The following is a 13,465-nucleotide window of genomic DNA, read 5'->3' as shown; positions in this document are numbered from 1 at the left end:
AAATGAGTGGCTATATCGCGAAAGCAGGATATAAATTTATATTATTTTTTCTAATTTTATTTGTTTTATCTTTGCTGTTTGGGATCTTGCCACTATTTTTTGCTATTTTATTCTTTTTGAGTCTTTATTTTTTTAGAGACCCTGAGAGAGAGCCATTTTCTGATGATAAATTGGCTTTACTATCGCCAATTGATGGCAAGATAAAAGAGATCAGTGCTTCAAATTTTGACAATAATGAAGTAGCTAAGATCGTCATAAAAAAATCTTTTTTTGATGTTGGTACATTAAGGGCTGTAAGTGATGTAAAAGTAGCTGAAATACGCAAAAGACATGGCTTATTTTTGTGTCAAGCTATGAAAATTTCAGAATTTTTAAATGAAAGAGCGATTATTCGCTTTGAAAAAGAGAATATAAAATTTGTTATGAAAATTATAGCTGGAGCTTTCAGTCGAAGTTTAGAAATTTCAAATGTTACTAGCCTGAAAGCATCTAGAAAATTTGGTTTTTTAGGAAGTGGTGAGGTGATTTTATACCTACCAAGAGATACTAAGATATGTGTAAGCGTTGGAGAAAGCGTAAAGGCTGCTTCACTTTTGGGATATTTTGAAGAGGGAAAAAGAGATGAATAACATACAAAAGATGCAACTAATGTATATCTTGCCAAATTTATTTACAGCAGCTAGTGCTTTTTTGGGTGTTATTAGCATTATTTCATCTATTCAAGGCAACTATTTTAAAGCCATTATTTATATAATCTTATCGCTTATTTTAGATGGACTTGATGGACGTGTGGCTAGACTTACAAAGACAACTAGTAAATTTGGGGTAGAGTTTGATAGCCTTGCAGATCTTGTTGCTTTTGGTGTAGCGCCAGCTATTTTATTTTATTTGACTATTGGTAAAAATTTTGGCAGATTTGGAGCGCTTATAGCTGCTATGTTTGTGGTTTTTGGAGCTATTAGGCTTGCTCGTTTTAATGTCACTACTGGTACATATGAGCCAAATGTTTTTATCGGGCTTCCTATACCATCAGCAGCTATTGTGAGCGTACTTTGGGTTGGTATTTATATCGACTATACTTTTTTAGAAGGATTTGAGTGGTGCTTGATGCTACTTGAAGCTACTCTGGCAGCTTTAATGGTTAGCAACATCCGCTATCCAAGCTTTAAAAAAATAAATTTAAAGCAAACCCACGTGATAAGAATTTTAGTAGCTCTTGTAGTTGCGTTTTCGATGCTTTATCTATATCCATTTGAAAGTGCGACTTTGGTTATGAGCGTCTATATGCTTTATGGCATAGTAAGAGCCACTATAATGTTTAGTAAAAATTCCAAAAAAAAGGAGAGCGAATGAGCGAAAATGGCGTCATAAAATCACGTAAATTTTTACCAAAAATCGAAATCAAAAACTCTCTACTGCTGCTACTTAGGTAGCAAATTTTTCTTTACTTAACTCATCAAATTTAAAATTTAAATATAAAAAATAAAAAAGGACAAAAATGGATAAGAATAAAATTATAATCTTTGATACAACTTTAAGAGATGGCGAGCAAAGCCCTGGTGCATCGATGAATACAGCCGAAAAACTACAGATCGCACTTCAGCTTGAAAGGCTTGGCGTGGATGTTATGGAGGCTGGATTTGCAGCAGCAAGCCCAGGGGATTTTGATGCGGTAAATCAAATAGCAAAGCAAGCCTCAAATATCACGGTTTGCTCTCTTGCACGCGCAGTTGAGCGTGATATCAAGGCAGCTGGCGAGGCATTAGCTCCAGCTAAAAATAAGAGAATTCATACATTTATAGCGACAAGTCCAATTCATATGGAGTACAAGCTAAAAATGAGCCCAGATGAAGTAATAAAACGTGCAATCGAGTCTATAAAATACGCAAAAACCTTTTGCGATGATGTGGAGTTTAGCTGCGAGGACGCTTGTAGAAGTGAAATGAGCTTTTTAAAAGAAATTTGTGATGCTGCCATAAATGCGGGTGCAAAAACCTTAAATATCCCTGATACGGTTGGTTATTTATATCCTGAAGAGATAACTGCTCGCATTAGTGAAATAGTAAAATTTGTAGGCGATAGAGCAATAATCTCTGTGCATAATCACAATGACTTAGGCATGGCTACGGCAAACTCGTTAGCGGCTATAAAAGCTGGTGCAAGGCAGGTCGAAGGTACGATAAATGGCATAGGTGAGCGTGCTGGAAATGCTGCGCTTGAAGAGATCGTGATGGCTATCAAAACCCGCCAAGACGTCTTTGCTCCATTTTATACAGACATTATCTCAAAAGAAATTTATCCAACTTCAAGACTGATCGCTAGTATTATAGGCATTGAGCCTCAACCAAACAAAGCTATCGTTGGTAAAAACGCATTTGCTCATGAGAGCGGCATACATCAAGACGGCGTGCTAAAACACAAAGAGACCTATGAGATAATTAGCGCTGAGAGTATAGGTCTTGAGAAAAATTCCCTTGTTCTAGGTAAGCATAGCGGTCGTCACGCGTTTAAAGATAAGCTTGCTAGCCTTGGATTTGACCTTGATAGCGATGCTCTTAATAAGGCTTTTGAAAAATTTAAAGAGCTAGCTGATAAGAAAAAAGAGATATTTGATGATGATATTAGGGCTCTTGTGGCTGAAGAGATTACAAAAATTCCACAAGCTTATGAGATCACGGCTCTTCTTCAAAGTAGCGGCGGAAGCCTTGCGAGTGCTTCAATTAGCATAAAACACAACGATGAGATCATCAGTGACTCAGCTCTAGGAAATGGTACTGCTGATGCGATATTTAAGGTGGTTGATCGCATTAGTGGCATTAGCGGCACGCTAAAAGACTATAAAGTGGCGTCTGTTTCTCAAGGCAAGGATGCACTTGCAAAGGTTGATGTAAAGGTCGAGTTTGAGGGTAAAACGGCTGTAATAGGCCATGGACTTGACATAGATACTATGATGGCAAGCGCAAAAGCCTATGTTGGCGCACTAAATAGCTACCTTCGCATACATAAAAACTAAAATTTTAGCCAGCTGCTAAAATTGCAGCTGGCTATTTTAAATTTAATCCAAAAACTATATAAATTTTTAAAACTCAAAGTCTTTATTTTAAAAATAGAATTTTACTATCTTTACAAATTTTAAAATCTTACTCACCAGCCTTAGCAACTTACTAATTTTAGGGCTCATAAACATTCGCCACTAAATTTAGAAGTGTGATATGCTCGCTCGTAAATTTTAAAATTTGATAGAGTTTAGACCGCATGCAGTGCAAAGCACTAGAGCATGCCCCTTGAATGTGCGAGGGATTTGGGGGATTAAAGGGGGATGAAGGGATGGACTTCGTGTCTGCCACGCAGTTGCGAGCCTGAGAAGTAAAATTAAGTCCTTTTGCCTACTTTTTGAATAAAAAATTGCAAATTTAATCAAGCCGTCTTTGCAAATTTTAAACTTTCATTCACTCGTAAGAATTGGCTACTAAATTTTGTATGATACTTCCATAAAAATCAAAGAGAATTTACCTTGTCTTGTTTAGTTTTTCTCTTTTGATTTTATAAAATTTCCATAAGCCCCTGTTACTAAAATAAGCGATTTCCACGCTGTAGCCAAGATTTAGAGCTTATAGGTTAGTGTTTCGATTAAAAGTCTTGGCTTCGCTTACCGCTTATCTCAAATTTTAGAGCCGAAATTATTCGCTCATAAATTTTAAAATTTGCTAGATTCTCATCTTGGATTGTTAAATTCGTGTTTTGTAGAGCTGGCTACTAAATTTATATCCACAAAATGCCAGCTCTAATTTGAAATTTTGCTTGGAGAGTAAATTTTTGACTTACTGCCCAACTATCTTTTTAACAGCTAGTGAAGCTAAATTTAGCCCAAAGCAAGCAGTCACGCCCATGAAGCTTCCAAGCGGCTTGCAACGTGGCTCTTCTGTTGAAAAGACCACGTCAAATTTACCGCTAAAGCCTGATTTTTTGAGCTCATATCTATATTTTCTAGCTAGCGGATCGACCGAGGTTTTCCACACGCCAGCCACCTTTATCTTAGTTGGATCAACCCTTTTTGCCCCACCCATCGAGGCTATAAATTTGCTAGGATCTACCGCATTTGCAAGGGCAATCTTAGCAGTGATATCATCGATTGCATCGATCACCACGTCAAATTTACTAAAGTCAAAACCAGCAATAAATTCTGGTGTAATCAGTGCCTGAATAGGCGTGATACAAGGATAAATTTTGGCAAATTCCTCCACCTTTATGCCACCAACGTTTTCGCTGTAAATTTGGCGATTTTGATTTGTTATGTCAAAGATGTCTTTGTCGATTAGAGTGATGCTTCCGACCCCGCTTCTAGCAAGCGCATCCACACACATTCCGCCCACACCACCAGCTCCGCAAACTAGCACTTTCGCACTTTGAAGTTTGCTAAAACCATCCTCGCCAAAGAGCCATCTTATCCTTGTAAATCTATCATTTTGCATCAAATTTCCCTTTTAAGCTCTCCAAACTCTCGTATGAAGTCATATTTAGTTTTATGGGCGTTATCGTGGCAAAGCCCTCATTTACCTTGCTGATGTCGCTTGGCTCGCCTTTTTCGTATTCAAGCGCAGCATTTCCAAGCCAGTAGTACTCGATGCCTCTTGGGTTGCGATTAAGCGTAGCATGCGTGGCGTAAGTGCGTTTGCCAGCTGGTACGATGGAGTAGCCTTTGAAATTTTTGCTAGTTACAGCTGGGATATTTACATTTAGAAATTCTCTTTGATTTAGCGAAATTTCACCATCTAGCACCTTTGGTACGATAAATTTCACCACCTCTTTTGCTAGCTCAAAGCCAAGTTCATTTAGCGAGTTATTTGCATAAAACTGCGAAAAAGCGATACTTCTAATGCCTTGCAAAACTCCCTCCATGGCAGCTCCGCACGTGCCAGAGTAGGTGATATCTTCGCCTAAATTTGCTCCATGATTTATGCCGCTTATCACCAGATCTGGCTTTTTATTATAAAGTGCGTGAAGTGCGAGATAGACGCAGTCGCTAGGCGTTGCGTCATCGAGTTTAAAAAAGTTATCATCAAGTTTTATAAACCTAAGTGGTCTTGTAAGTGTCAAAGAGTGAGCGCAGGCTGATTTTTCAGAGCTTGGAGCTACGATCGTGACATTTACGCCGTCTAGCTCGCTTAAAGCTTCTTTTAAAGCAAGCAGGCCAGTCGCCTCAAATCCATCGTCATTTGTTATCAAAATTTCTTTCAAATTTTATCCTTTAAAGGGTTGGATTTTATCACAGCTTTCTTAAAATTTTAAAGAAATTTTGCGTATAATGCCCCCAAAAAAAGACCTGATGAAAGTGTGTAAATGAAAATTTTAGTCTCCGCTCTTGAGCCATCGGCAAATTTGCATTTAAAAGAAATTTTGAAAAATTTCGAGAGTGAATTTGAGCTTATGGGAATTTTTAGCGAAGAGCTTGGCACGCCATATATGAAAAGTAGCGAGTTTTCAGCGATGGGTTTTGTCGAGGTTTTGCCGCTCATCTTTAAAGCCAAAAAGGCGATGAAAGTGATGAGCCAGATGGCAAAAGAGGTTGATGCAGTGCTACTTATCGACAGCCCAGCCTTTAACCTACCGCTTGCAAAGGCGATAAAAGAGGCTGGGGTAAAGGCAGCCGTGACATACTACATCTTGCCCCAAGTTTGGGCGTGGAAGCCAAAAAGAGTGAGTACGGTTGAGAGGTACTGTGACAACCTAGCTTCGATCTTGCCATTTGATGCGAAATTTTATAGCCGATCGACCTACGTGGGACATCCTTTGATGGATGAGATAAAGCTTAAGAAAACTAGCCTAAGTAGCAGCGGTAAAGTGGCGTTTTTGCCAGGCTCAAGAAGGTCAGAGATTTCAAGGCTGATGCCAGTTTATAGAGAGCTTGCTAAAAAGATAGAAGCAAAAAGGCTGCTTGTCGTGCCACCATTTTTGCTTGATAAAGTGGGCGAAATTTATGGTGATGTGAGCGATTTTGAGGTCATCTCAAACACGCCTGAAGCTTTGTATGATAGCGATTTTGCCTTTATTTGCTCAGGTACGGCTACGCTTGAGGCTGCGCTCATTGGCACACCATTTGTGCTAGCCTATAAAGCAAAAGCGATAGATGTTTTTATAGCTAGGAAATTTGTAAAGATCAAGCACGCAGGACTTGCAAATATAATGTTTGACTTCATGGGCAAAGAGCCGCTTCATGAGGAGTTTATCCAAGAGTTTGCAACGGCTGATAATTTACTTAAAGCCTATGAGAGCTGTGATAGGCAGAAATTTTTAAAAGGCTGTGACGAATTGAGAGAGTATTTGTCACATGGCAGCAGCAAAAATGTAGTAAAAATTTTAAAGAATATGGAGTAAAAAATGAGTGAACCAATGACAATATACGGATATGAAAAAATAGAAGCTGAACTAAAGGATTTAAGGCTCGTGCAGCGTCCTCAAATCGTAACTGAGATAGATATCGCAAGAAGTCACGGCGACCTAAAAGAAAATGCTGAGTATCACGCAGCAAAAGAAAAACAAGCCTTTATAGACGCTAGGATCGCTGAGCTAGGCTCGCTTCTTGCAAATGCCGAAGTGATCGATCCAAGTAGCTATGAGCACGATAGAGTTAGGTTTGGCTCAAGTGTTACGATAATGGACGAGGAAACCGAAATAGAGCATACATATACGATAGTTGGCATTAGCGAAAGCGACATCGATAAAGGCTATATCTCGATAAATTCGCCACTTGCAAAGCAGCTTTTGGGTAAGGCTGAGGGCGATGAAGTGGTGTTAAATTTACCAAAAGGCAGAAGCGACGTTGAGATTGTAAAAATTTGCTATAAGCCTATAAAATTTGACTAAAAAGATGAGACAAAGAGCTAGAAACTGCTTTTTGGCTCTGCTAATTTTTAATTAAGGCAAAATTTGAGCGAATATCTATATGCCCCCATTATAAAAGAAGGCGCGATCTTTATAGCTGATGCACATGAAAACGTAAATCGAAATGGCTTTTTAAAATTTTTAAGAGCCATTGATAGTGGCGAGATAAAAGAACCGCCACAAATTTTTTTGTTAGGCGATATGTTTGACTTTCTAACGGGCGAGGGCGAATATACAAGAGAATTTTACGCTGAGCATCTAGATCTTATAAATAAAATTTCACAAAAGATAGAAATTTTTTACTTCGAGGGTAATCACGATTTTAGACTTTCAAATTTATTTAATAAAACAAGAGAAATTTGGGATGGGCGTGAGATGCTGCGCTATAAAAGCGTTAGGGTTTATGATATTTACGATCAGCCAGCAAATTTTAAGACAATCAATGAAGAGCGCGTTCAGATCGCGCATGGTGATATATTTTTACCTTTTGTAGATAAATACGCACTTAGATTTTTGCGCTTTAGATGGTTTTTAAAATTTATGAATGCTTTGGATAAATTTTTAAATTTTAAAATATCAAAAGCGATACTAGCCAAACTTACCAATAAAAATTTAGACTATAAAATTCCTAATTTTAAGGAGCTAATGAGCAAGCATTTGCAGGGATACGAGGCTAATATCGTAATAGAAGGACACTATCATCAAGGCGAGCAATTTAACATTTACGATAAGTTTTATATAAATTTACCTTGTTTTGCATGTGAGCAAAGTTATTTTGTTGTAGAATACGCCCAGCAAAAGTTAAATTTGCTCAAAATGAGTTTGAAAGGACATTGATGTTTGGAGATAACGTACTAAAAACGGACTCAAACGAGATGGAACTTGTTGATTTTCGTATCTTTAAAAAGACCGAAAACAAAGTATATGAAGGAATATACGGAGTCAATGTCGCAAAGGTGCGGGAGATCATTAAGATGCCAAATCTTACAGAGCTTCCTGGCGTTCCCGAGTATATCGAGGGAATTTTTGATTTAAGGGGCGTGGTGATCCCTGTCATAAATTTGGCAAGATGGATGAATATTATCGAGCCAACCGAAGGCGTAGTTATAAAGCCACGTGTTATTATTGCTGAGTTTAGTGGTATTTTGATCGGTTTTATCGTCCATGAGGCAAAAAGGATCAGACGCATAAGCTGGAAAGATATTGAGCCAGCAAATTTTGCTTCAGGTTCTGGCGCTTTAGACAAAGGCAAAATAACAGGCGTAACAAGAATAGAAAATGATGAAGTTTTACTTATCCTTGATCTTGAAAGTATAGTAGAAGAGCTTGGAATTTACTCACCAAAGATCGAATTTGATGTAACAGACGATCAAAAATTAAAAGGCGCCGCTTTAGTTCTAGATGATAGCTCAACTGCTAGAAAGCTGGTAAAAGACGCACTTGAGAAAATGGGACTTAGTGTAGTTGAGGCCAAAAACGGCGTTGAGGGCTTGGAGAGAATGGAAGAGCTTTATCAAAGATACGGAGATAACCTATCAAGAGAGCTTAGAGTTATCTTAAGTGATATCGAAATGCCACAGATGGATGGATACCGCTTTGCTTCAACTCTTAAAAACGATGAAAGATTTAAAGAAGTACCAATAGTATTTAACTCCTCATTGAGTAATGATTTTAGTGAAATCAAGAGCAAAGAAGCTGGTGGTGCGGCGTATCTTACAAAATTTGATGCAAGCATATTTTATCAAGAAGTGCTAAAAGTTATTGAAGCACATTCTAAATCTGCAAAATGAGGTGAAACATGGATGATATGAAAGAAATAATGGAAGACTTTTTAATAGAAGCTTTCGAACTTATTGAGCAGATAGATCACGATCTTGTTGAGCTTGAGTCAAACCCTGAAGATTTGGAATTATTAAATAGAATTTTCCGCGTTGCTCACACAGTAAAAGGTAGTTCAAGCTTTTTAAATTTTGATGTTTTAACAGAGCTTACTCACCATATGGAGGATGTTTTAAATAAAGCTAGAAAAGGCGAGCTAAAGATCACTCCAGACATTATGGACGTAGTTCTTGAGTCAGTTGATATGATGAAAGGTTTGTTAAGTAGCATTAGAGATCATGGAAATGATACAGCTGCTGGCATTGATATTAAAAATATTTGCGCAAGACTTACTCAAATTTCTGAAGGTGAGACTCCAGCAGCAGCTCCTGAAGCTCCTGCCACACCGGTAGCTGAGCCAACACCAGAGCCAGAGCCAGCCGCGCCTGCCGAAGAAGCACCAGAGATAAGTGATGCTGAGCTTTCAAAGCTAAGCGACTCTGAAGTAGAAGCTGAGATAGAAAGACTTTTAAAGGTTAGAAAAGCAGAAGACCAAGCAAGGCGTGCTTCAAAAGGCATAGCTCCAAAATCTCCTAGCGAGATAGCCCCGGCTGCAAGTAGTACTTCAGCTCCAGCTGCAAAAGCAGAGAGTAAAGAAAAAGACGGAGATAAGAAGGTCCCAGCGGCAAGTAGCGGTGCAGTAGCTCAGGAACAAACTATACGTGTTGAGGTAAAAAGACTTGACCACTTAATGAACCTAATTGGTGAGCTTGTTCTTGGTAAAAACCGCTTATTAAAAATTTATGATGATGTGGAAGAGAGATATGAGGGTGAGAAATTCCTTGAAGAGCTAAATCAAGTAGTCTCAAGTCTAAGCTTAGTGACGACTGATATTCAGCTTGCAGTTATGAAGACAAGAATGCTTCCAATAGCAAAAGTCTTTAATAAATTCCCACGTATGATACGCGATCTTAGCCGCGACCTTGGTAAGCAAATCGATCTTGAAATTTCAGGTGAAGAGACTGAGCTTGATAAGTCAATCGTAGAAGAGATCGGCGATCCACTAGTTCACATCATCAGAAATTCATGCGATCACGGCATCGAGGATCCTGAGACAAGAAAGGCAGCAGGCAAGCCTGAAAAAGGTCTTGTTCAGCTAAAAGCTTACAATGAAGGCAATCATATCGTTGTTGAGATAGTTGATGATGGTAAGGGTTTAGATGCTGACATGCTTAAATCTAAATCGATAGAAAAAGGCATCATCACTGAGCGCGAAGCTGATGCGATGAGCGAAAAAGAGGCATTTGGTCTTATCTTTAGACCAGGATTTTCAACTGCAGCAAAGGTTACAAACGTATCTGGTCGTGGTGTTGGTATGGATGTTGTTAAGACTAATATCGAAAAACTAAACGGCATCATTGATATTGAAAGTGAAGTTGGAAAAGGCACAGTTATGAAGCTTAAAATTCCACTCACGCTTGCGATTATTCAGTCACTACTTGTTGGAACTCAAGAAGAATTTTATGCTATTCCACTTGCTAGCGTTCTTGAAACTGTTCGCGTGCCGATTGATGATATCTACACGATCGATGGCAAAAATGTACTAAGGCTAAGAGATGAAGTCTTATCTCTTGTTAGACTCTCTGATGTATTTGGTGTAGAAAAAGCATTTGATGGTGGAGATCAAACTTATGTCGTAATAATCGGTGTTGCTGAAGCAAAACTAGGTATTATCGTCGATACTTTGGTTGGACAAGAAGAGATTGTTATTAAATCAATGGGTGATTATTTACAAAATATCCCAGGTATTGCCGGTGCGACTATTAGAGGTGATGGCCGTGTGACATTGATTATCGACGTTGGTGCTATGATGGAGATGGCAAAAGATATCAAGGTAGATATTAGAGCCGAAATAGAAGATAGCACAAAAGCAAAGGAAAAACCAAGCGATTATAAAGTCTTGATAGTTGATGACTCAAAAATGGATAGAACTATCATGCAAAAAGCGCTTGAACCAACTGGGGTAACGATAATAGAAGCCACAAACGGTGTTGAGGCATTAAACATCGTAAAATCCGGAGAACACTCCTTTGATGCGATCTTGATAGATATTGAGATGCCAAGGATGGATGGATATACACTGGCTGGCGAAATTAGAAAATACTCTAAGTATAGAAATTTACCACTTATTGCTGTTACATCAAGGACGTCAAAAACAGATAGATTGCGTGGTGTAGAAGTTGGAATGACTGAGTATATTACAAAACCATATTCAGCCGAGTACCTAGAAAATGTCGTTAGAAAGAATATAAAATTAGCTTAGGGGTAAGGGATGAACAATAAACTAAATCAAGTTTTAAGCAAACAAAAACAGCAAATAAATGGTCCTGAGTTAAAAAATAATGAGGATATAGTTCAACTAGTAGGATTTGTTGTCGGTGAGGAAGAGTACGCAATACCTATTTTAAATATCCAAGAGATAATCAAACCTATTGAATATACACGTGTTCCTAGTGTGCCTGATTACGTTCTTGGCGTGTTTAACCTACGTGGAAATGTTATTCCGCTTATTGATTTGCGTAAGCGTTTTTCACTAAATGTCACAAAACAAAGCCCAAGCACAAGATATATCGTTATGAAAGATGCGGATAATATCGCTGGCTTTGTGATAGACCGCTTGACGGAGGCTATCAGAATAGATCGTAACAGGATCGATCCGCCACCAGAGACTTTGGTAAAAGACAAAGGCATGATTTATGGTATCGGTAAGCGCGATCAAAATATCCTTACGATCTTGAAGGTCGAAAGCCTTTTGAAGCGTGATTTTTAGGGTATAACTTGATAAAACTTTGTGTTTTTGACTTTGACTCTACAATAATGGACGGCGAGACGATAGATATTCTCGCCGCCGCTAATAATGCTAGTGAAGAAGTAGCTAATATAACTAAGCGTTCAATGAATGGCGAGCTTGATTTTTTTGAAAGTCTTACAAAAAGAGTAAAATTTTTAAAAGGATTGCCACTTTTAAAAGTAAATGAAATTTGCAGAAATTTACCCATAATGCCAGGAGCTGGCGAGCTAATAGAAGCTTTAAAGCAAAAGGGTATCAAAGTTGTGGTTTTTAGCGGTGGATTTCACAATGCAACCGATGTAATGCAAAAAAAGCTTAATTTTGATGCAAATTTTGCAAATATCTTACACCATAAAGATGGAATTTTAAGTGGTGAAGTTGGCGGAGAAATGATGTTTAGTAGTTCAAAGGGAGATATGATTGACCGCTTATGTGGACTATTAAATTTAGGCAAGGACGAGATAATGTGTGTTGGGGACGGGGCCAATGACATATCGATGTTTAGAAAGTGCGACCTTAGCATTGCATTTTGTGCAAAAGATATCTTAAAAAAAGAAGCGACACATTGTGTTGATGTTAAAGACTTGCGTGAAATTTTAAAATTTATAAGCTGAAATGCCGTAAAATAGGCATTTAAATAAATAAAAAAGGGGTGAAAAGTCATCTACTTTTTTAAATTAAATTAGTATATTATAGCATATTTTTATCAAAAAGTGTCTATTTTTTTAAAATTTTAAATTGCTATATTCTTTAAAAAAGTTGCTCTTTGCCTAGTATCTTTTGGTAGATATTTAGCATAAGAGCGATAGGTCTCATTTAAATTTTTATGACCCATCATTTTACAACCAACCCACATCGGCTCCTCGCCACGACTTAACATTACAGAAGCGAATGAGTGTCTAGTATCATAAAGCTTATGTATTTTAAAGCCAAGGGATCTCTGCAAATCATTAAATTTTAATCTGATAACTGCTCGTGAAAGAGAAAAAATATTTTGATTAATATCGGTATAATCGAGTTTTATCAGTTCATTATAAACAATATCAAGCATATCGATTGTACGATTGCTGGATTTAGTTTTAGGAGAATCCAAAACACCTAGCTCCGATAGAGTTTTATTAATACGTATCTCCTTATTTTGAAAATCCAAGTCATTAAAAGTCAAAGCCAAAATCTCGCCAGTCCTAGCCCCAGTAAAGAATGCAACTATTAAAAATAAGCGTAGCTCGCCCTCGGCATGTTTTATAAGTTGCAAAATCTCACTTAAATTAAAAGGGGTAAAATCACCATTGTCGGCATTATGTAATTCTTGTTTGAACCTAGGTATATAGAATGGATTTTTTGAGATTATATCATTGGCAATAGCATAACGAAAAACCATTTTAAAAAAAGAGCAATACCCATTAATTGAGCTATCTTTTAAGCCCTTGTTTTTACAAAATTTTACAAAATCAATACTATCCTGCCTTTCAAAATCGGACAGGTAAAAGATGTTTTTTGAATGCAGAAAATCGATAACAGCCTGACTAGCAACATTATAAAACCTGATTGTTTTATCCTTTAAAAAGGATTTTTCATTAAGCAATCTATAAATAATCCCCTCAAAGCTAAACTCACTAGTATTTTTAATAGGCTCCAGCTTTTGCTCCCCTTTTCTGATTATGCGATCAGTTTGCATATCCTCGAGCTCATAATATTTGCTCTTAGCAAGTTCAATATCCTCTTCAGAGCCAAGAAATAAATTATAGTTTTTTCGAATAAAATCAAATGCTAAAGGGGATTTTTTCAGTCCAGTGGCACGGCGAATTCTTACGCCGTCCTTTTGATAGTCAATATAAAAACGATTATGCTTAATATATATATTTCTATTTTTTTCTAAATTTTTCATGCGGTGATTTTAGCAAAAATTTAAAC

Annotated in this window: 13 protein-coding genes; 10 read left to right on the top strand and 3 right to left on the bottom strand. The window is 37.5% G+C overall.

From position 1 onward, the window contains the following. The first annotated feature begins 2 nt into the window (after window positions 1–2). The 3 genes from CVT18_RS09710 (at window position 3) to CVT18_RS09700 (ending at window position 3,013) form a co-directional block, all read left to right on the top strand. A complete protein-coding gene (locus tag CVT18_RS09710) occupies window positions 3–629 on the top strand; it encodes a phosphatidylserine decarboxylase (RefSeq protein WP_103629424.1) in 627 nt (208 codons plus the stop codon). Further along, window positions 622–1,353: a CDP-diacylglycerol--serine O-phosphatidyltransferase gene (gene pssA, locus CVT18_RS09705; protein WP_072594435.1), complete on the top strand. Its 732-nt coding sequence runs from the start codon at window positions 622–624 to the stop codon at window positions 1,351–1,353. The genes CVT18_RS09710 and pssA overlap by 8 nt, the downstream gene beginning before the upstream one ends. 145 nt (window positions 1,354–1,498) lie before the next feature. Next, entirely contained in the window at window positions 1,499–3,013 is a 1,515-nt protein-coding gene (locus CVT18_RS09700) for a 2-isopropylmalate synthase (protein WP_107824507.1), read from the top strand. Between the two features lie 808 nt (window positions 3,014–3,821). Here the strand turns inward: CVT18_RS09700 and CVT18_RS09695 are convergent. Both CVT18_RS09695 and surE read right to left on the bottom strand, forming a co-directional pair. Then, on the bottom strand, window positions 3,822–4,472 hold the full coding sequence (locus CVT18_RS09695) for a ThiF family adenylyltransferase (protein ID WP_103629426.1): 651 nt from the start codon (window positions 4,470–4,472) through the stop codon (window positions 3,822–3,824). Beyond that, window positions 4,462–5,238, bottom strand: a complete 777-nt coding sequence (surE, locus tag CVT18_RS09690) for a 5'/3'-nucleotidase SurE (protein ID WP_103629427.1) — start codon at window positions 5,236–5,238, stop codon at window positions 4,462–4,464. Before surE ends, CVT18_RS09695 begins: the two co-directional genes overlap by 11 nt. A 102-nt stretch (window positions 5,239–5,340) precedes the next feature. On the opposite strand from surE, the gene lpxB reads away from it, so the two are divergent. The 7 genes from lpxB to serB all read left to right on the top strand — a co-directional run bounded on the left by lpxB (window position 5,341) and on the right by serB (window position 12,165). Beyond that, window positions 5,341–6,375: a lipid-A-disaccharide synthase gene (gene lpxB / locus CVT18_RS09685; RefSeq protein ID WP_103629428.1), complete on the top strand. Its 1,035-nt coding sequence runs from the start codon at window positions 5,341–5,343 to the stop codon at window positions 6,373–6,375. A gap of 3 nt (window positions 6,376–6,378) precedes the next feature. Further along, window positions 6,379–6,864, top strand: coding sequence for a transcription elongation factor GreA (greA, locus tag CVT18_RS09680; protein ID WP_103629429.1), 486 nt, complete (start codon window positions 6,379–6,381; stop codon window positions 6,862–6,864). Between the two features lie 63 nt (window positions 6,865–6,927). Then, window positions 6,928–7,719: a UDP-2,3-diacylglucosamine diphosphatase gene (locus CVT18_RS09675; protein WP_103629430.1), complete on the top strand. Its 792-nt coding sequence runs from the start codon at window positions 6,928–6,930 to the stop codon at window positions 7,717–7,719. Further along, window positions 7,719–8,672: a chemotaxis protein gene (locus CVT18_RS09670; protein ID WP_021091802.1), complete on the top strand. Its 954-nt coding sequence runs from the start codon at window positions 7,719–7,721 to the stop codon at window positions 8,670–8,672. Before CVT18_RS09675 ends, CVT18_RS09670 begins: the two co-directional genes overlap by 1 nt. 8 nt (window positions 8,673–8,680) lie before the next feature. Then, window positions 8,681–11,023: a chemotaxis protein CheW gene (locus CVT18_RS09665; protein ID WP_103629431.1), complete on the top strand. Its 2,343-nt coding sequence runs from the start codon at window positions 8,681–8,683 to the stop codon at window positions 11,021–11,023. A gap of 9 nt (window positions 11,024–11,032) precedes the next feature. Then, entirely contained in the window at window positions 11,033–11,530 is a 498-nt protein-coding gene (locus CVT18_RS09660) for a chemotaxis protein CheW (RefSeq protein ID WP_085658145.1), read from the top strand. Between the two features lie 8 nt (window positions 11,531–11,538). Next, the gene (gene serB, locus CVT18_RS09655) at window positions 11,539–12,165 is read left to right on the top strand and encodes a phosphoserine phosphatase SerB (protein ID WP_107824506.1); all 627 of its coding nucleotides are present in this window, start codon (window positions 11,539–11,541) and stop codon (window positions 12,163–12,165) included. A 119-nt stretch (window positions 12,166–12,284) separates the two neighbouring features. Here serB and CVT18_RS09650 read toward each other — a convergent pair whose 3' ends face one another. Next, a complete protein-coding gene (locus tag CVT18_RS09650; RefSeq protein ID WP_107811806.1) occupies window positions 12,285–13,439 on the bottom strand; it encodes a site-specific integrase in 1,155 nt (384 codons plus the stop codon). Window positions 13,440–13,465: the final 26 nt, after the last annotated feature.

It is taken from the genome of Campylobacter concisus, assembly GCF_003048405.1.
GTDB classification, from domain to species: domain Bacteria; phylum Campylobacterota; class Campylobacteria; order Campylobacterales; family Campylobacteraceae; genus Campylobacter_A; species Campylobacter_A concisus_Q.
This window is presented reverse-complemented; position numbering and strand designations above follow the sequence as displayed.

Bases quoted from the DNA above. Each gene is read 5' to 3' on its own strand.
- pssA (WP_072594435.1), top strand. From the start codon at position 622: ATGAATAACATACAAAAGATGCAACTAATGTATATCTTGCCAAATTTA.
- CVT18_RS09700 (WP_107824507.1), top strand. From the start codon at position 1,499: ATGGATAAGAATAAAATTATAATCTTTGATACAACTTTAAGAGATGGC.
- greA (WP_103629429.1), top strand. From the start codon at position 6,379: ATGAGTGAACCAATGACAATATACGGATATGAAAAAATAGAAGCTGAA.
- CVT18_RS09665 (WP_103629431.1), top strand. From the start codon at position 8,681: ATGGATGATATGAAAGAAATAATGGAAGACTTTTTAATAGAAGCTTTC.
- CVT18_RS09670 (WP_021091802.1), top strand. From the start codon at position 7,719: ATGTTTGGAGATAACGTACTAAAAACGGACTCAAACGAGATGGAACTT.
- CVT18_RS09710 (WP_103629424.1), top strand. From the start codon at position 3: ATGAGTGGCTATATCGCGAAAGCAGGATATAAATTTATATTATTTTTT.
- lpxB (WP_103629428.1), top strand. From the start codon at position 5,341: ATGAAAATTTTAGTCTCCGCTCTTGAGCCATCGGCAAATTTGCATTTA.
- CVT18_RS09660 (WP_085658145.1), top strand. From the start codon at position 11,033: ATGAACAATAAACTAAATCAAGTTTTAAGCAAACAAAAACAGCAAATA.
- CVT18_RS09695 (WP_103629426.1), bottom strand. From the start codon at position 4,472: ATGCAAAATGATAGATTTACAAGGATAAGATGGCTCTTTGGCGAGGAT.
- CVT18_RS09650 (WP_107811806.1), bottom strand. From the start codon at position 13,439: ATGAAAAATTTAGAAAAAAATAGAAATATATATATTAAGCATAATCGT.